The sequence below is a fragment of the Paracoccus shanxieyensis genome (assembly GCF_009711265.1).
GTDB lineage: Bacteria > Pseudomonadota > Alphaproteobacteria > Rhodobacterales > Rhodobacteraceae > Paracoccus > Paracoccus shanxieyensis.
The window spans coordinates 21,363-39,293 of the sequence record NZ_WMII01000025.1 but is presented as its reverse complement, the minus strand read 5'-3'; the positions used below and the strand labels follow the sequence as shown (position 1 = coordinate 39,293).

General features: G+C 65.4%; 16 protein-coding genes and 1 pseudogene. 13 read left to right on the top strand and 4 right to left on the bottom strand.

The genetic code is table 11. The annotated features are described in order from the left end of the window. On the bottom strand, positions 1-182 hold a 182-nt coding region (locus tag GL284_RS21630; protein WP_230383174.1), incomplete at its 3' end, for a hypothetical protein. On the opposite strand from GL284_RS21630, the pseudogene GL284_RS18525 reads away from it, so the two are divergent. The 5 genes and pseudogenes from GL284_RS18525 to GL284_RS18505 all read left to right on the top strand — a co-directional run. After that, positions 114-419: pseudogene (locus GL284_RS18525) on the top strand (DUF6915 family protein); the annotation flags it as partial. The gene GL284_RS21630 and the pseudogene GL284_RS18525 sit on opposite strands and share 69 nt — an antisense overlap. 1 nt (position 420) lies before the next feature. Further along, the gene (locus GL284_RS18520) at positions 421-618 is read left to right on the top strand and encodes a hypothetical protein (protein ID WP_131389932.1); all 198 of its coding nucleotides are present in this window, start codon (positions 421-423) and stop codon (positions 616-618) included. Between the two features lie 75 nt (positions 619-693). Further along, on the top strand, positions 694-1,113 hold the full coding sequence (locus tag GL284_RS18515; protein WP_131389934.1) for a hypothetical protein: 420 nt from the start codon (positions 694-696) through the stop codon (positions 1,111-1,113). After that, positions 1,106-1,750 carry an antitoxin of toxin-antitoxin stability system gene (locus GL284_RS18510; protein WP_131389936.1) on the top strand — a complete coding sequence of 215 codons (645 nt, stop codon included), beginning with the start codon at positions 1,106-1,108 and terminating at the stop codon, positions 1,748-1,750. The genes GL284_RS18515 and GL284_RS18510 overlap by 8 nt, the downstream gene beginning before the upstream one ends. 57 nt (positions 1,751-1,807) lie before the next feature. Further along, positions 1,808-2,401 (top strand): DUF6088 family protein, encoded by a 594-nt coding sequence (locus tag GL284_RS18505; RefSeq protein WP_131389938.1) that lies wholly within the window; start codon positions 1,808-1,810, stop codon positions 2,399-2,401. Positions 2,402-2,517: 116 nt separating this feature from the next. Here GL284_RS18505 and GL284_RS18500 read toward each other — a convergent pair whose 3' ends face one another. From GL284_RS18500 to GL284_RS18490, 3 genes are all read right to left on the bottom strand, one after another. Further along, a complete protein-coding gene (locus GL284_RS18500; protein WP_131389940.1) occupies positions 2,518-3,435 on the bottom strand; it encodes a nucleotidyl transferase AbiEii/AbiGii toxin family protein in 918 nt (305 codons plus the stop codon). Continuing rightward, positions 3,425-4,246, bottom strand: a complete 822-nt coding sequence (locus GL284_RS18495) for a type IV toxin-antitoxin system AbiEi family antitoxin (protein WP_131389942.1) — start codon at positions 4,244-4,246, stop codon at positions 3,425-3,427. The genes GL284_RS18500 and GL284_RS18495 overlap by 11 nt, the downstream gene beginning before the upstream one ends. Before the next feature lie 303 nt (positions 4,247-4,549). After that, positions 4,550-4,846 (bottom strand): hypothetical protein, encoded by a 297-nt coding sequence (locus GL284_RS18490; RefSeq protein ID WP_131389944.1) that lies wholly within the window; start codon positions 4,844-4,846, stop codon positions 4,550-4,552. Between the two features lie 177 nt (positions 4,847-5,023). Here GL284_RS18490 and GL284_RS18485 point away from each other — a divergent pair, with 177 nt between their 5' ends. From GL284_RS18485 to GL284_RS18450, 8 genes are all read left to right on the top strand, one after another. Next, positions 5,024-9,379 carry a bifunctional class I SAM-dependent methyltransferase/DEAD/DEAH box helicase gene (locus GL284_RS18485; protein ID WP_131389946.1) on the top strand — a complete coding sequence of 1,452 codons (4,356 nt, stop codon included), beginning with the start codon at positions 5,024-5,026 and terminating at the stop codon, positions 9,377-9,379. A gap of 3 nt (positions 9,380-9,382) precedes the next feature. Further along, the gene (locus GL284_RS18480; RefSeq protein WP_155045974.1) at positions 9,383-10,414 is read left to right on the top strand and encodes a DUF7146 domain-containing protein; all 1,032 of its coding nucleotides are present in this window, start codon (positions 9,383-9,385) and stop codon (positions 10,412-10,414) included. 367 nt (positions 10,415-10,781) lie between these two features. Then, on the top strand, positions 10,782-11,714 hold the full coding sequence (locus GL284_RS18475) for a DUF2493 domain-containing protein (protein WP_131389963.1): 933 nt from the start codon (positions 10,782-10,784) through the stop codon (positions 11,712-11,714). A 144-nt stretch (positions 11,715-11,858) separates the two neighbouring features. Next, on the top strand, positions 11,859-12,071 hold the full coding sequence (locus GL284_RS18470; protein WP_035714566.1) for an AbrB/MazE/SpoVT family DNA-binding domain-containing protein: 213 nt from the start codon (positions 11,859-11,861) through the stop codon (positions 12,069-12,071). Next, positions 12,071-12,451, top strand: a complete 381-nt coding sequence (locus GL284_RS18465) for a type II toxin-antitoxin system VapC family toxin (RefSeq protein ID WP_131389965.1) — start codon at positions 12,071-12,073, stop codon at positions 12,449-12,451. Before GL284_RS18470 ends, GL284_RS18465 begins: the two co-directional genes overlap by 1 nt. Positions 12,452-13,014: 563 nt before the next feature. Further along, entirely contained in the window at positions 13,015-13,596 is a 582-nt protein-coding gene (locus tag GL284_RS18460; RefSeq protein ID WP_131389967.1) for a helix-turn-helix domain-containing protein, read from the top strand. Next, positions 13,583-15,916 (top strand): relaxase/mobilization nuclease domain-containing protein, encoded by a 2,334-nt coding sequence (locus GL284_RS18455; RefSeq protein ID WP_131389969.1) that lies wholly within the window; start codon positions 13,583-13,585, stop codon positions 15,914-15,916. The genes GL284_RS18460 and GL284_RS18455 overlap by 14 nt, the downstream gene beginning before the upstream one ends. Before the next feature lie 8 nt (positions 15,917-15,924). Further along, positions 15,925-17,913, top strand: a complete 1,989-nt coding sequence (locus GL284_RS18450) for a type IV secretory system conjugative DNA transfer family protein (RefSeq protein WP_131390103.1) — start codon at positions 15,925-15,927, stop codon at positions 17,911-17,913. Positions 17,914-17,931: the final 18 nt, after the last annotated feature.

Below are 17,931 nucleotides of genomic sequence, written 5' to 3'. Positions count from 1 at the left end.
TCTGTCACAAGAATGGTCGCGCCACTGTCGGCGCTTCTCAGTTTGAACATCTGCGCCTCGGCGATTTTGCGGGTTATGACAGCCAGCATAGGGCAAAACGCCACCGTCGGCATGCTGTCCATATAATCGACCAGAGCAAGGAGATCACGGCCGACTTTCGGCACCGCGCGCTGCGCCACCATGCCGAGGGCATATTCATGGCCGAGACGATCTTCGGGCCGACCCTCACCCTCTCGACCGGGCGTATCATCCCGACCCGCTGGGTCGGCGAGCAGCATGTGAAGGAAGACCTCGGCTTCATCCCGAGTTTCGCCGACTGGGTGAAGGCCATCCGGCCAGAGCCGTGGATGGGTCGGAGCGCACGGATTGAGGCGCTGGTCGATCCGCATCTCGCCTCGCCCGTGGTCGAGGTCAGCTGAGATGACCGATCCAGCCTATCAGCGCCTCGGCCTGCCAGTGACGGCGTCCCCCTACGCGGTCCTGCGGGCGGCGGTCCGGGCACTCCACCCCGACACGCGCGCCGTGCGCGGCTTCCGGGAAGCGCGCAAGCGCTTCTACCGGCTCATGCTCTGCGCGCATGCCGCGCGACAGGCGGCGGGCGAAACGCCCACCGGCTGATCGTTCTCAACCACCCCCTTATCCCGACTCAGCGCCCGGCCTCTTGGCCGGGTCTTCCCCATTCAGGAGGTCCCCATGGCGGATTACTTCACCCATTTCTCGTGCCTGCTCGACGTTGGCATCCCCGACAAAGCTGCCCGCGCGCTCGCCCTTTTCCAGAGCTTGCGCGAAGCCGATCAGGACGCCGACGACCCGGAGATCGCAGGCTTCGACATCGTGCGCCAGGACGCGCCCGAGGGTAGCGCCCTCTGGATCCATGATGACGAACACGGCGATGTCGAAGCCGTCATCCGCTTTGTGCTGCGCCTGGCTGAAGAGGTCGACCTCACTGGTCTCTGGGGGTTCGAGTACGCCCTGACGTGCTCCCGACCGCGCCTCGATGCCTTCGGCGGCGGCGCGCATGTCATCGATCTCGGTGCCCGCAAGTCCATCGGCTGGACGAGCACTCAGGAATGGCTCGCCGCCGCGCTGAACGGGGAGGACGCACATGCCTGAGGTGATCTGCACCACCGTCTACCAGTTCCCCGAACTCTCGGACGCGGCCAAGGAAAAGGCGCGCAGCTGGTATCGCGAGCTCGGCCTCCATGATGATTGGTGGGACGCGGTCTACGAGGATTTCGGGCGGGTCTGTGAGATCCTTGGTATCCGCCTGAAGACCACCCCCGTCCGCCTGATGGGCGGCGGAACGCGGGCCAAGCCCTGCATCTGGTTCTCCGGGTTCTGGAGCCAAGGCGATGGGGCCTGCTTCGAAGGCTATTGGTCCCACGCCAAGGGTGCTGCTGTGCTCATCCGCGACTACGCGCCTCAGGACGCGACGCTGAAAGGCATCGCCGACCGGCTGCAGGCCATCCAGCGGCGGAACTTCTACCAGCTCGCCGCTGAGGCCAGCCACCGTGGCCGCTACTACCACGAATACACCATGTCAGTGGACGTCACCCGCGACAGCCCGACCTGGCAACCGCCGACCGAGGACGCGGAGGAGATCGTGACCGAGGCGCTGCGTGATCTCGCCCGCTGGCTCTACCGCCAGCTTCAGGCTGAATACGACCACCTCACCTCGGATGAGGCAATCGAGGAGGGGATCATCGTCAACGAGTACACCTTCACCGAAGCCGGGCGGCGGTTCGGGTGAGAGCGCACGGTTGAATACTGTCAGAAAACTGAGTATCTTTCTGACAAAGGAGCGATCATGGAGCGCATGGCCGAGAGCATTATGAATGTCGCGACGACGTTGCCGGAGGGGGTGCCCTTGGCAGCGAAGGGGCTCCTGCACCTCGGCTCGCGCGCGGCGGTCGATCAGACGCTGTCGCGTCTGGCCGCGCGCGGCGAGTTGATCCGCGCAGGACGCGGCATCTACATGCGCCCCATCCAGACACGCTATGGTCCGCGCAGTCCGTCGGCTGAACAGGCGATTGAAGCGCTCGCTGTGCAGCGGGGCGAGACGATCGTCCCGAGCGGTGCTGCTGCGGCAAACGCTCTGGGCCTCACGACACAGGTGCCGGTCAAGTCGGTTTATCTTACTTCCGGTCGAAGCCGTGTGCTGAACCTTGGCCGGCAAGCGGTCGAACTGCGTCATGCGCCGCGCTGGCAGCTGGCCCTTGGGAGCAAGACCTCAGGCCAGGCCGTCCGTGCGCTGGCATGGCTCGGGCCGGATGAGGCTCCCAAGGCCCTGCAAATTCTGCGATCCAAGCTCACGGAGACGGCAAAGATTGAACTCGTGTCCGCTGCGCCGCAGTTTCCGACTTGGCTGGCACGATTGGTCGGAGAGATGGTCCATGGCTGAGGCGTCAGTGCGCTTCAGCGCTTTGCCTCGTGCCCATCCCCAGGCGGGAGGCAAATTCAAGACAGTCGACCCAAGGGGCCAATGCTCACCCGCCTCGCGACGGTGCGGTGCACGGTTCAGCCCAGAAGCTTCAACAGGGCGTCGCGCTGCGCTGCGTGCTTTGCGGGGTTGTCGCGCTTCAGCTTGTTCAGGTTGAGGAGCTTCCACTGCACGGCCGGCAGGTGAGCTGCCCGCGATCGGTCGATGGCCGCAAAGTCAGGCTCCCCGTCTTGGAGTGTCAGCAGGAACTGCCTCGCCTTGTCGTCGAGGCGCGATTGCGCGTCGGCGATCAGCCTCAGGCGCGTCGCCAGAAGCGTATCGAGGGGGACAGGGGTTCTGGTCATGCCCTCGAATTCCCGCGCGTAGGGTTGCCCGAGATCGATCAGGTTCGGATCGAGAAGCTCATGCGCCGGGCGCGGCGAACTGGCGACATAGATCAGGAATGTCTGGAAAAGGTCCTGCGTCAGGCCTTCGTTTTCGTAGAGGAGCGTGACGTCGTAGAGATCCCGGGGATGCTGCCTGTCCAAGGCGGCGTGCAGTTTGCCTGCGAACAGGTCCTCGAACGAGACGATCTGCATTTCGGCATAGCCATAGGCATCTTCCACAGCTGCAGAGACGGTCCGGATCTCCGGGTCGTGGACGACGCCACGGGTGACGGGCGAGGTCTCGATCTTGATTTCGGCATGCCCGAGGCGCGCCAGAAGTCGCGTTGCTCCCCCGCCGCCCCCCTGGATGCGCTGAGATTTCGCGCCACGAATGCTGGTCTCGATGGCGGCCGCGATGCGATCCATCGCGGCATTGATCTCGTCCAGGCTCTCGGCGCGGTCTTTGATTGGCAGGTAGGTCAGGTCGATATCGACCGACAGCCGCGGCAGGTCCCGGTAAAAGAGGTTGATCGCCGTCCCGCCCTTGAGCGCGAAGACGCTTTCGCCTGCGACATGGGGCAGGACGCGCACGAGGAGCGCAACTTGGGCTTCATAGGTCTCACGCGCCACTGCCGACCTCCGGTTTCACGAAATCTTTCGGCACCATGATCCGATAGCGGGGGTGGATCTTCCCGCCCTGAACCAGGGCCCGGTCGCCGCTACCGAGATCAAATGCCTGCGGGTCGATCCGCTTGCGCCAAGGATGGTCGTGGCGGTCGGAGAAAACGAAGAACAGGCGCTTGACCTTGATCTTGCGGCAAGTCTGGAGGAGGTCGGACAGCAGTCTTGGGCGCAGGGTCGTCAGGCTCTCGAAGACCATGTCGAGAGTGTGGAAGCTTTCATGGTCAGGTAGTTCGTCCATGGCCTCCAGGATCGCGCGCTCCGGCGTCGACATCGTGAGACCCCAGTCCCACGGCTGGCCGGTCGTTTTGCCCTCGATCAAGCCCAGTTTCGGGTCGGCAAACAAGGAACGGGGGCGGATTCTGATCTGGGCATCCGTCGGTAGTTTCGCCAGCCAATTGGGGATACTGTCCCCATACACCCAGACAGGAGCGCTATCGCCGAGGCGCAGATAATGGGCATGCCCCTGTTCGCCGAGTGCCGTGGTGCCGCCGACATGCAGGTCATGACCCATGATATGCTGTGTGGAACGGATACAGGTCTTCCAGTCGATGCTGTTCGATGTCGGCGTGGCTACGGTGCTGGGGAGCGGACGGCGGAAGACGCCTCGGGTGATACGGTCCAGCCAGCCGCGCTTCACGTAGTCACGGAAGCTCTCATAGGCGATGCCTTGGGAGACGAGCCACGCGGCATCGACCAGATACCCGGCGGGCACGGCATCGAGCAGTTTCTTCAGATTCTGTGACCTTGCGGCGTCCATGATACCTAAAGTGACATATTTTCAAAGAGAGCACCATGGATTTCTTTGACGGAAGCAACACTTCAGCGTTGCGGACACTCCAAAGTCAGAATTTCCAAAGAACTGAGGGTAGCCCCAATTGACGGAAGATCTGAATACGCGGGGATGAGGGACGGCTACAGATTTGCGATGGCTGCTGAAGGCCGATGCGGGCACCTCCCGGCGTGCCGCTGGGACTAGGCCTTGGTCCTGCGGACTGGAGCCTACCTATGTAGTCTCCCCCCATGCGGGCAACAGTCCTTGGCGCGAGAAGGGAGGCGGGGGTTACTTGTTCCCGTCGATCCATTTCGACATCAGCCCCTTGTCGCGGAAGCACTCGTCCGGGACGGCACGGCGCTTGATCCGAGCAAGCTTTTCCGCGAAGGCCACCTGCTTCGAGGTCGGCAGCCGGTCCATGTCCGACACCGGTTTCAACTGGGCCTGCGCCTCGATCCAGGCGCTCAACGACCGGCGATCCTGCTGAACCTCCCAGGGCAGGAGGGTCTTGTTGCGCAGGGCGAGTGATCGTGCATAGGCGATCTGCTTGGGCGTCGCGGGCAGGGTGTATGTGGTGCTGTCCATCGGGAAACTCCCTTGCTGGCTTGGTTCTCAATATAGAACATAGAGGGAACAAAATCAAGCCGAGCCTCTGGGACGCGTCGGTTCGAGAGGAAGAGATGGGCGGGGGAAGATCAGGCCTGAGGGTGCCCGAGAGAGGGCGTCCGGGCCTGATCCTGTCCCTCATTCCGGAGCTTTCCGATGACCTATCTCGCGCCTGTTGCGCCTCCCGTTCCTGTCCCATCTCGCGCTCCCGCGCCCGCGATCCTTGCCGTCGCCGAAGCCCTACAGCCCGATCTCGCCCAGGGCTTCCAGATCGACGCACTGCGTCTGCGGCTGGAGATGGAGCGCGCCTTTGGCGGCTCCGATGCCGATGGCGCCTGGGACTGGAAGCTGGCCTATGAGGCTGGCGAGGTGGCGCTCGTCCTCTTCCTGCGGAAATTCGGCCGCGCGCTGCTGGCCCGGGCGGGCTCGCCCGCAACACTCTTGCCGCTCGTCGCCAAGGTGGCAGGCCTCTTGCCGACGCATACCCGGCGCTCGGAGGAGATGGAGCGGTTCCAGCAATTCTCGACACCGTTGCCCATGGGGCTGGCGGCGCTGGCGGCGGCGCAGATCACTCCGCGTGACCTGGTCCTCGAACCTTCGGCCGGGACCGGACTCATCGCGATACTCGCTGAGATCGCGGGCGGTAGCCTCGTTCTGAACGAATTGGCCGAGACCCGCGCCGATCTTCTGCGTCTCCTTTTTTCGGGGTGCCCGGTCACCCGTTTTGACGCCGCGCAGATCGACGATCATCTGGACGTGGGGCTACGCCCGAGCGTCATCCTGATGAACCCGCCCTTCTCGGCCGTGGCCAATGTCGATGGGCGGACGACCGAGGCGACGGCCCGGCATCTGCGCTCGGCGCTTGCGCGCCTTGCTCCCGGCGGGAGATTGGTCGCGATCACCGGCGCAAGCTTCGCACCTGATGCGCCCGCCTGGTCCGAGACCTTCGGCCGCCTGACCGAGAGTGCCCATCTGGTCTTCACCGGCGCCGTGTCGGGGGCAGCCTTCGCAAAGCATGGCACCAGCTTCGAGACCCGGATCTCGGTCTTCGACAAGTGCCGTGGCGGGGAGCGGGGTGGCAGCACCGCTGATCTGGCACGCTCCATCACGCCGGATGTGGCGCAACTCCTCGCCCAGATTGTGGCCGAGGTCCCTCCGCGCCTCGCGTTGGATGCGGGTGATGTCGCTCGAACCCGAGCCCCCTTCCCGGGAGCTCCTGCCCGTGCGTCTGGCTACGCGGCTGGGAAACCGCGTGCAGCGCCGTCAGCCAGCATCGCGGCGAATGTCTCCGCGCCAGATGCCGAAGACCTCGCCTACACGCTGCGCGAGACGGCGGAGGCCCACGGCGCCGCGCGCATTTCAGACGCGATCTACGAGACCTTCCGCCTGCAGGCCATCGACATCCCCGGCGCCGCACCGCACCCGACCAAGCTGGTGCAGTCGGCGGCCATGGCGTCCGTTGTGCCCCCCAAACCCACCTACCGCCCGAAACTCCCTACCGCCGTCCTGCGCGACGGCCTGCTCTCCGACGCGCAGCTCGAGACTGTGATCTACGCGGGTGAGGCGCATGGCGCGCATCTCGCCGGCTTCTGGACCGTCGATGAGACCGGCGACATGGTCTCGGCCGCGCCCGACGATTCTGCAGACGCCATCCGCTTCCGCCGCGGCTTCTTCCTTGGCGACGGTACCGGGGCGGGCAAGGGCCGCCAGTCGGCCGGGATCCTGCTCGACAACTGGTGCCAGGGCCGCCGCAAGGCGCTCTGGATTTCGAAGAGCGACAAGTTACTGGAGGATGCGCAGCGCGACTGGTCAGCACTCGGCCAGGAGCGCCTGCTAGTGACCCCACTCTCGCGCTTCGCGCAGGGGCGCGACATCCCGCTTTCTGAGGGCATCCTCTTCACCACCTACGCCACCCTGCGCTCCGAAGAGCGGGGCGCCAAGAAATCCCGCGTCGACCAGATCGTTGACTGGCTGGGGGCGGATTTCGACGGGGTGATCCTGTTCGATGAAAGCCATGCCATGGCCAATGCCGCTGGGTCCAAGGGCGAGCGCGGTGACACGGAAGCCTCACAGCAGGGCAGGGCGGGCCTGCGGCTCCAGCACAAGCTGCCGAATGCCCGCGTGGTCTATGTCTCGGCCACAGGGGCCACGACGGTCCACAATCTCGCCTATGCGCAACGCCTCGGGCTTTGGGGCGGGGAGGACTTTCCCTTTGCCACCCGAGCTGAGTTCGTTCAGGCCATAGAGGCCGGCGGCGTGGCTGCGATGGAGGTCCTCGCGCGCGATCTGCGGTCCCTTGGCCTCTACACCGCCCGGTCGCTTTCCTATGACGGTGTCGAATATGAAATGCTGGAGCACGCGCTGACCCCCGAGCAGCGCGGCATCTACGATGCCTATGCCGGGGCCTTCGCCATCATCCACAACAACCTCGCGGCCGCCATGGAGGCTGCGAACATCACCGGAGAGTCTGGTACTCTGAACCGCCAGGCCAAATCCGCTGCCCGCTCGGCTTTCGAGTCTGCCAAGCAGCGTTTCTTCGGCCATCTGCTCACCTCGATGAAAACCCCTACCTTGATCTCCAGCATCGAGGCCGATCTGGCCGCAGGCCGTGCGGCTGTCATCCAGATCGTCTCGACCGGCGAGGCGCTGATAGAACGCCGCCTGTCGGACATCCCTACGGATGAATGGAACGATGTGCGGGTGGACATCACGCCAAGAGAGAGCTGCCTGGATTATTTGCAGCACTCCTTCCCGGTGCAACTCTACGAGCCCTTCACCGATAGCGAAGGCAACCTCTCCTCGCGGCCTGTCACGCGCGATGGCCAGCCGGTGGAATGCCGCGAGGCCGCGCGCAGGCGCGACGCGCTGATCGAGCATCTGGCCTCGCTTCCGCCAGTGCCCGGCGCGCTGGATCAGATCGTCCAGCGCTTTGGCACCGACCTTGTGGCCGAAGTGACGGGTCGGTCACGCCGGATCGTGAGGAAGGGCGAAGGTTCAGCGGCCCGCCTCGTTGTCGAAAGCCGGGCCGGATCTGCCAACCTCGCGGAAACCGCCGCCTTCATGGATGACCAGAAGCGCATCCTGATCTTCTCGGATGCTGGCGGCACGGGGCGCAGCTATCACGCTGATCTCGGGGCGAAGAACCAGCGCTTGCGGGTCCACTACCTTCTGGAACCCGGCTGGAAGGCGGACGCGGCCATACAGGGCCTCGGGCGCACCAACCGCACCAATCAGGCGCAGCCGCCGCTCTTCCGCCCCGTCGCCACCGATGTGAAAGCAGAAAAGCGGTTTCTCTCGACCATCGCGCGCCGCCTAGACACGCTCGGCGCCATTACCCGCGGCCAGCGCCAGACCGGCGGGCAGGGGCTGTTCCGGCCCGAGGACAACCTCGAGTCGCCTTACGCCCGCGACGCCCTGCGCCAGCTCTACCGGCGCCTCTATCGCGGCGATGTCGTTGGTTGCTCGCTCGGGGCCTTCGAGGATGCCACCGGTCTCAGCCTGACCGATGACAACGGCCTTAAAGACGACCTACCGCCGATCACGACCTTCCTCAATCGCCTTCTGGCGCTGACGATCGACATGCAGGCCGTGCTCTTCTCAGCTTTTGAAGAGCTTCTCGATGCGCGGATCGAGGGGGCTATTGCCGCCGGGGTTTATGACCTCGGGCTCGAGACGCTCCGCGCCGAGAGCTTCCGCGTCGCGGATGCACGCGTCATCTACACGCATCCCGGCTCCGGCGCGGAAACCCAGCTCCTCACCATCGCGGAGAAGCGGCGCAACACGCCGACTGCGCTCGCGGATGCGCTTGACTGGCTCGACGACCCAAAGGCACGCCTGCTGGTCAACAGCCGCTCGGGTCGGGCTGCCGTGCAGGTGCCCGCCACCAGCCTGATGTTGGACGATGGCACCATCGAGCCCCGCTTGCGGCTGATCCGTCCGACCGAGTCCAGCACGGTCCCGGCGAAGATCATGGACGATACTCACTGGCTCGAGGCCGACCGTGCGGCCTTCACCGCCGCCTGGACCGCGGAACTGGCCGAGGTGCCGGAGTTCAGCGAGTCCACCCTGCACATCGTGTCGGGGCTCCTGCTGCCGATCTGGAAGCAGCTCCCCCAGGACGAAACCCGCGTCTATCGGCTGCAAACCGATGACGGTCAGCGCATCATCGGTCGCCGGGTCTCGCCCACCTGGGTCGCGACCACGCTGGCAGACGACGCGCCGAAGCTCTCTGCAGCGCAGGTCCATGCCCTCGTTCTGGAGGGCAAGACCGTCGTGCGACTGGCCGAGAGCATGGAGCTCCACCGCTCCCGCGTCATGGGCGTGAATCGGATCGAGCTCTCCGGCTTCACGGAAGCCGCCAAGGACCGGCTCAAGGCCGATGGCTTCTTCTCGGAGATCATCAGCTGGAAGCTGCGCCTCTTCTGCCCGACCGACCCTACCGGCATCGCCGTGCTGGATCGCCTGATCGCGCGTTGTCCTGTGACGGGACTCCATGCACGCAAAGGTTGTTGAGCCATGTATTCCGAGACCGAAGATGTGATCATCGCTTTGGCGGAAAATGCAGAGAGCGTGTGTCGTGCCTACCTTCCCGCCGGACGGCGGGAAGGGTCCTACTGGATTGTGGGCGATCTGCAGAACAACCCCGGCCGGTCGCTCTTCGTGCGGCTGACCGGGTCCGCGTCCGGGCCGGGCGCGGCCGGCAAGTTCACCGACGCCGCCACGGGCGAGCATGGCGATCTTCTCGACATCATCCGCGAGAGGACCGGGATCTCCCGCTTTCCCGATCTTCTGGCCGAGGCCCGGGCGCATCTGGGCCGTCCGCAGCCGGTCATCCCGGATGCACCGGCGCCCAAGAAGGCCAAAGCCCCCGGTGACACACCAGCGGCGGCGGCGCGGTTGTTTGCAGCCTCCGTGCCGATCGCAGGCACGCTTGCCGACACCTACCTCCGCTCCCGGGGCCTCACCCACGGCGGCACGATGAGCGCGCTGCGCTTCCACCCTAAGTGCTGGCATCGGGATGAGGGCCAGACCCGGAGCATCCCGAGACCGGCGCTGATCGCCGCGGTCACCGATGGGGCAGGGGGCTTGCAGGGCGCGCACCGCACCTGGCTCGCCCCTGACGGACAGGGAAAGGCGGCCGTCGTGACGCAGCGGCGTGCCATGGGTCACCTCCTCGGCAATGCCGTCAGGCTGACCCCGCATGACGACATCCTCGTGGTTGGCGAGGGCATCGAGACCATGCTGTCCCTTATCGAGGCCATGCCCGGCCTGCCCGTCTGGGCGGCGCTCTCGTCGGGACACCTCGGGGCGGTCCTGCTGCCGGAGGGGGTGCAGCGCCTCTACATCGCCATCGACCGCGATCCCGCTGGCCAACGCGCGGCAGAGAGGTTGAGAGCCAGAGCAACCGAGGTCGGCATTGGTTGCCATGTGCTGGAACCGCGGCTCGGGGATTTCAATGATGATCTTCGGGCGACCGGCAAGGAGGCGCTGCGCCAACATCTGGCAGGTCAGTTCGGGCCAGGGGATCGGCATCGCCTGTCAGGCTGACCTGCATCGCGCAGGGGGCGGTCTGGAATACCGGGGCAGGGGTCACGGATCCCTGTCGTGGCCGTGGATCGCCGCTTTGCCTATTCGCGGGCAATCTCATCCACCCGTCACCCACACGGCCTTCAAGAGATGGGCAGGCGGCCGTCAAAGGTGCCGCCCCTTCAAGGACGGGGGGCGACTGATTTCCGCCGGCGGGGGCGAGCCCCGCCTTTGCATCGCGAGACAAATCAGCCGCCCCCCGTCCTCCTCCACATGCGTTCCGGCCCCGAAGGCGGGGTGAAGGGGCGGCCCCCGTGACGGCTTTCGCAGCCCATGAAGGCCGCGCGGGATGACGCGCGGACGAGACAGGCCCGGAGGCAAGAAACCGATGACGATCCACACCCACGACGACGCGTATGAACCCGCCCACACTGCATCCCAGACCGCCCATGCGCTCGATGAGCTGCAGCTCTACGGCTACCGCCCCTTTGACGAGCCCGATCCGCGCCCGATGCCCGATGGGCAGCGCCTCGCGGTCGCCGTCGCCGACATCTTCGATGCCCTCGTCGCGACCCTGGAAGACACCCGGATGGAACCCGACCTCGAAGAGGTGCTCTGGGGCCAGGTCAACCTCTTCCACCGCGCCACGGCCCGGATCGAGCGGTCGCTCGACGAGAACGAGCAGGCGCAGCGCCGCCTCCAGCGTGAGCAAGACGGCTCCGAGGTGAAATCCACCGAACTCGAGCGCCTGACGGCCGAAGGCCTGACGCTGATCGAACGACGCAACTGCATGGACATGATGCGAGATCACGCCGCCACCGAGTTCGTCCATCACACGGGATCGACCTGGCGGCCTCGCACCGGCTCGATGGTGAACCGCCAGCACATGACCGCAGCGCTGATCGACAGCCGCGACTTCCTGGCTGCCAAGCGCCGCGCAGAGACCGAGGTGATGCTCCCCGCAGGACCCAAGGTCGCCCTCACCGGCGGAACCGACTTCAACGATCACCGCCTGATCTGGGGCAAGCTCGATCAGGTCCGGACCAAGTATCCCGACATGGTCCTTCTGCATGGTGGCAGCCCGAAGGGCGCAGAGCTCATCGCCGCCAAATGGGCCGAGGCGAGGGGCGTGACGCAGGTGGCCTTCAAGCCGGACTGGACCAAGCACGCCAAGGCCGCCCCCTTCAAGCGCAACGACGCCATGCTGGACGTCCTGCCAGTGGGCGTACTCGTCTTCCCGGGCAATGGCATCCAGGAGAACCTCGCCGACAAGGCCAAGAAGCTCGGCATCCCGGTCATGAAGTTCGAGAAGGGGGCGTGAGCCCCCTTACTCTTTCCTCGGGGAAGGCAGTCCCGTCACGGCAGTCGCGCGCTGCTTCAGGAGCGCGTCCCGTCAGCAACGCTGGCTTGACTCTCTGGGGACACACTCTTACGTTTTTGGCATCGTTCAAGGAAAGGTACGACAATGTCCGAGACAGCCACACTGTCGTCGAAGTTCCAGATTTCGATCCCCAAGGCGATCCGCACGGCCCAGCACTGGGAGGCGGGTCTCACCTTTGCCTTCATTCCGAAGGGCACGGGTGTTTTGCTGGTGCCCGTCCCAAAACGCGACGCCTTGAAGGGCCTGGCTCGCGGCGCTGCCGCGACGGACTATCGTGATCGGACCGACCGTTTCTGATGGTGTTGGTCGACACCTCCGCCTGGATCGAATGGTTGATCGGATCGCTAACCGGGGAAGAGCTGTCGGAGCGCTTGCCGCAGCAATCCGACTGGCTGGTGCCGACCATGGTTCAGCTGGAACTTGCGAAGTGGACGACGCGTGAAGTCGGCGAAGACAAGGCGGATCAGGTGATCGCCTTTACCCAGGTCTGTCAGGTTGTCCCGCTGGACACCGAGATCGCGCTCGCGGCTGCTGACGCCTGCCGCACGCACAAGCTCGCGACCGCCGATGCGATCATTTTCGCCACTGCGCGGGCCCGGGGCGCGACGCTTCTCACCTGCGACGCGCATTTCGAAGGGCTGCCAGGCGTGGACTTCATGCCGAAGACGAACGGCTGAGATCAACCGAACCATCACGCTGGCTCCACATCAGCGACCCGCACCTTCCCGTAGGCATGTGGCCGACAGCCGTAGCCCGTACCCCGGATGCTGCCGCGCACCAGTTCTGCTCAGCGCTGCCATCTCGACGAGATCCCGCAGATCCCGGGCTGTCGATACGCAGGCGGTCGCCCGCGTCGCCAGTCCCATCGCGGACGGTGCCGAGGATCTCGCCGGGCGTCGGGAGGAACCGCCGCTCGAGAGGGTCGCCGGCTGCGCGGTCATTGCTGGACTCCGGCCAGGCGGCGTGCGTCCGGTTCCGGCGCATGAGCGATAGAACCCTTTTCTATAACTCACACGAGCCACGACCGCGTTCGTCCCTCAAGGGCACGGGGGGCGGACCGAAGAGCGGGCCGTCCTTGTGAGAGAGGCGAGAGCCCCGCGTCCCTGCGGGCCTCGTGGGAAACGGACACCAAGGCTGCCCCCACCTTACGCAAGTATATTGTTGACCCATCATTTATACAAACGTAAGGTGGGGGCAGCCTTGGTGGAAGGTGGCAGGAAATAGGGGGTCTTTCTTCCGCATGTCCCGAGCAAAACGCCTGACAGAGATGGAGAAGATGCAGATCGTCCGCGAGGCCGCGGAGGGTGTGTCGACGACCGATCTGGCGACGCAGTTCGGGGTGACGGCTCGGGCCGTGCGCTACGTCCTGAAAGCCGATGCCGAGCGCCAGGCAGATGCCGCGATCCCGGTCTCCGCCGTCAGTGTGAAGGTGACCACTGCAGAGCTTGCAGCCCTTGATGCGGTGCTGGCCTCCGCCGGGATCGAGAGCCGGGCCGAGGGCCTGCGACGGCTGATCCAGGCGGCAGGTGGGGTGTTCGTTCCGGACGCCCAGTTGGCGGCCGAGATGGCGCGCACCCGCGCCTCGCTGCACGAGGTCGGTAATGGGGTTGCGCAGATCGCCAAGCAGATGACGCTGGCCAACCGGCAAGGGCAGGGGGCTGGCCCGGAATTTTCGGAACTGCGGCTTGCGCAGATGCGCGGGCTGGCGCGGTTCATCCTCGATGCCGCCGACGAGATCGATTTGGCGATCAGACGTCGTCGCACGGCGATGCAGCTCGAGGCCACGGCCGCGCTGCGGGAGTTTGCGCATGCGGCTGAATGATGCCGTCCATGCCGTCACGGGCGAGGTCTTCCGGGATGGCTGGAGCCGCGTGCGTGGCTCGATGCAAGGGCTGCACGTATCCAAGCAGACCCAACTCATGCGCGCGGCGGCGGGGCACCGGCCGGCGGTCTTCAAGGCGATCCGGAGCGGCGGCACGCATACCAAGTCGCAGCTGATGAGCCAGCTCGATTACCTCACCACCAAGTCCACCCATATCGTGGACAGTAGCGGCTTCCTCGACGGGAAGGCAAAGCTCGAGGCGGGCGACATCAAGGACCTGACCGAGCGCTTCGCCAAGCGGTGGGATGCGGGCTTCAAGCCCAAGCTGGGCCAGACCACCCATATGCTCATGTCCTTCCCCATCGGCACGCGGGGCGAGGATGTGCGCGACATCGCGACGGATGTGGCCGAGCGGTTCTTCCAGACCGACGCGGGGCATTTCGACTACATCATCGCGGTGCATGAGGATCGCGATCACCCCCATGCGCATCTGGTGCTGAACCGCCGCTCGCAGGAAGGCGAGTTCTTCTTCCTCGGGCGCAACCATCGCTTCAACTATGACGATTTCCGCCTCGCCATGGTCGAGGAGGCAGAGAAGTACGATGTGCGTCTGGAGGCCACGCGACGGGTGGATCGCGGGGTCGTGCATTACCCGGCCCGCACAAGCGAGGTCTACGCCGCCAAGGACGAGGGCCGAGCGCCCCGCGAGCGCGACCGCGTGGGGGAGGACCTGACGCGGACGCTGGCCGAGATCGCCAATACCAGAACCATCTACCACGCGCTTGCGGTGGAGGCCTCCCGCGAGGCCCGCGAGGACATCGCCGATGCGCTCTTCCGGGCGGGCGAGGTGCTGGCCCGGGGCGGGCAGGTGGAGCGAGCAGGAGACATCTACATGGCTGAAGAGCAGTCGTTCGAGGATCTGAGAAGCCTCTATGCCGAGAAGCTCGGGCGGGTTCAGCGTATGATCGCCGAGAAACCCGATGCGGACCGGCCCGCCTTCGAGAAGAGCCTCAACGCGATCCAGAGGCAGGTCCAGCACATGCAACCGCTCGGGCTGCGCTCGAATTCGTTGATCGAGCAGCCCTCGGACGGTGGCGTCTATTCGGAGGCCAACATCCGGAAGAGCGAGTTGGATCGCCTGGGTGAGCCGCGCCTGCGCTCGCAGATCGATACCGCCCTGCGCGGAACCGGGATCAGCACCTCCGAGGTCGTGGCGCGGATCCAGGCGGGGGCCCCGAACGCGGCGCTGGAGCATCAATGGATCGCCGCCGATCTCTCCAAGGTGGCCGAGGCGCGGGATCTCAACCTCGAGCGCCGCGCCGATCTCGAGACCGCACGGGACATCCTGAACGACGCGCATGTGAAGCTTGGGACCCTGCTCGAACGGGAAGGCGTGCTGGTGAAGGACGGTGTCATGGAAGACGAAACCACCGCGGAGAGGTTCCACTATCATCCCGAGGCGGTCCGCAGCATGGAGGCGACGATCCGGGCCGACATGCGGTCTGAGGGTCTCAGCGTCGATCAGATCGAGGCGCGGGACTGGGAGGTCACCAATCGGGCGGAACGCCGGATTGAGCTCGAGCAGCGGGAGTATCTCGCGCAGCATCCGGAACTGCTGGCAAAGCCCGGCGATGTGATCGACCGGACGCAGCCTTACCGGGAGGAGATCACGGATGATCTGCGCGCCGCGGCCATCACGAAGGACGTGGACGCGATCATGGCGACGCGCGGCTCCCGAACCCAGATCGCGGAGGCTGTGGCGGATGAATTCCGGAGCCGTTATCCGGATATGCCCGATCACCTTGCCCGGGGGCTCGGCGCCACCTACGCCTCTATCGTCGAGGCACATGACACGCGGGCGATCAACGCTGTCCGGTTGGCCAACGAGACGCGAGATAGTCTCGCCACCGATGCACCCTCTACCCGCGACATCGGCCCATCCAACAATGTGGCGAATAGCGCCCCGAAAGTCGACATCCCGCAAAATATCCGAAGCGTGCTGGAGCATGAGCGGGGTGGGGAGTTGTCCGCCCCCTTCCAGACCGACGCCGATCGGCAGGCCTTCCGGGAGGAGATCGCGCGGGTGCTGGATGACCGCCAACTCGACCGTCTCGCATCCGGCGATGCGGATGCGCTGGACAAGGTGCTCAAGGACCGCCTCGACCGGCTCTATGTCGCCAAGGTCTATCTGCAGTCCGATGCCGCGACGGCCAATACCGATGCCCTGCGCCAGGTGGTCGATGATCTGGCCGACACCGAGTACGAACGGCACCGCGCAACGGACGTGGACGGCGAGACCGAGCGGGGCCAGGTCCATTGAGCGCCGCGATGGGCAAGGCACGGATCGCCACGGGTGCGTTTCTGGTGACGCTGGTGACTGCGGCCATGGGCTACGCCATCGCCTCGGCCGTGCTGACCTATCAGGATCTCGGCTTCGGGGCCGAGATCGACTTCGCCTATATCGCGCAGAACTACGCCTCATTGCTGGATCAGCGCCCCGAGGATGCCCAGCTCATTCACCTCATCATCGGCGGCTTTGCGGCCGCAGGCCTGATGCTGAGCCTCGCCCTCTCGGGATCGGCCCTCACGCGCTTTGGCCAGACCCATTGGCAGTCTGCCCGCGAGATGAAGGCCAACGGGTTCTTCGGGGCGCCTGGCACCGGGTTCATCCTCGGCAAGCTCGGGCCACCGGGGTCCCGCGCCAACTACATCTGCTCGAAGGTCTTCCCCCATGCGCTGATCGTGGCGCCCACGGGCCGCGGCAAGACCTCGGGGTTCGTCATCCCGAACCTGCTCACCTGGCAAGGCTCCGTGGTGACGCTCGATGTGAAGGGGGAGTGTTTCGAGGCCACGGCGCGGCACCGCGCCGCCCAGGGCGACAAGGTCTATCGCTTTGCCCCCACCGATTGGGAGGGCATGCGGACGCATCGCTACAACCCGCTCCTGCGCATCTTCGAGCTGAAGGACGCCGCGCGCCAGCAGATGGAATTGCAGCTCCTCGCGACGCTCTTCCTGCAAAGCGACAACGACCGGGTTCAGGGCCTCCTCAAGGGCGGGATCGATCTCTTCGTGGCGGCGGGGCTTTTGGCCTTTCAGCGCAAGCGCCCGACCCTGGGCGAGATCTACCGCATCGCCGCCTCGGGCGGGAACAAGCAGAAGGAGTATTTCGCGCGGGGCCACGAGGTCGACAACAGGGCCGCCAAGTTGATCTTCACCCGGCTGGCCTCTACCAACAACGACACGCTGACCTCTTACGTCTCGCTCCTGATGACCTCGGGGCTCGATCAATGGCAGAACCCGGCGATCGACGAGGCGACAGCGGTCTCGGACTTTGACTTCCGAACGATCCGCAAGAAGCCCTTTTCGGTCTACCTCGTGGTCCAGCCGCTGATGGTGAAGCCGCTCGCGCCGCTGATCCGGCTCTTCTTCTCCGATCTGCTCTCGGCCATGCAGGAGAAGGACCCCGGGCCCGACGAGCCTTGGCCCGTGATGATCATGCTCGACGAGTTCAACCGTCTCGGAAAAATGCCCATCGTGGTCGAGAGCATCGAGACCCTGCGCACCTATCGCGGTCATCTGGCCATCGTCACCCAGACCATCCCCGCCCTCGACGAAATCTATGGCGAGAACACCCGCCGTGCCCTGCAGGGCAATGCCGGCGTGAAGCTCTACCTGACGCCATCGGATGAGAAGACGGTCGAGGAGCTGAGCAAGGCGGTCGGCAAGACCACGAAGACCGTGGTCACGCGGTCCCAGTCCATCGGCAAGAACCCCTTCGAGGGCCGCAGCCAGTCCACCCGGACCGAGGAAAGCTCTCTGCTGCCTGAAGATGAGGCCCGTCGCTTGCCGCTCGACGAGATCGTCATGGTGATCGATGCGCAAATGCCCGTCCGGGCGAAGCGGATCCAGTATTTCGACGACCGGCTCTTCAAGGCGATCCACGCGGCGCAGACCGGGGTGTTGCCGTTTCCGAAGCCCGGGAGTGGCGGGCCGCAGGGCAACCTCCCGCTGAGCGTGCGCGCCATGCCGATGACTCCGCCGGCGAGCGGGTCCCGCGGAGCTGAAGCCGATGTTGAGAGGGCAGGCGAGACTGCTGGCGGTCGGCCGTCAGGGCAGGCCCACGTCGTCCCAAGAAAGACCGTGCCCGTCGTTCAATCCGTCGTAGCGGAGGAGCAGCGCCAGATGGTGATGGATTTCGGGAGCGAGGTAGCGGATGCTGATGCCGTGAGTGAGGTTGATGAGGCGCAGATGCGCTCAGCGGTCGATGGCTTGGACGAGATGGAAGCGATGTTGCGAGAGAGGGATGGCGAAAGCTGATCTTCGCCACAACCGTGG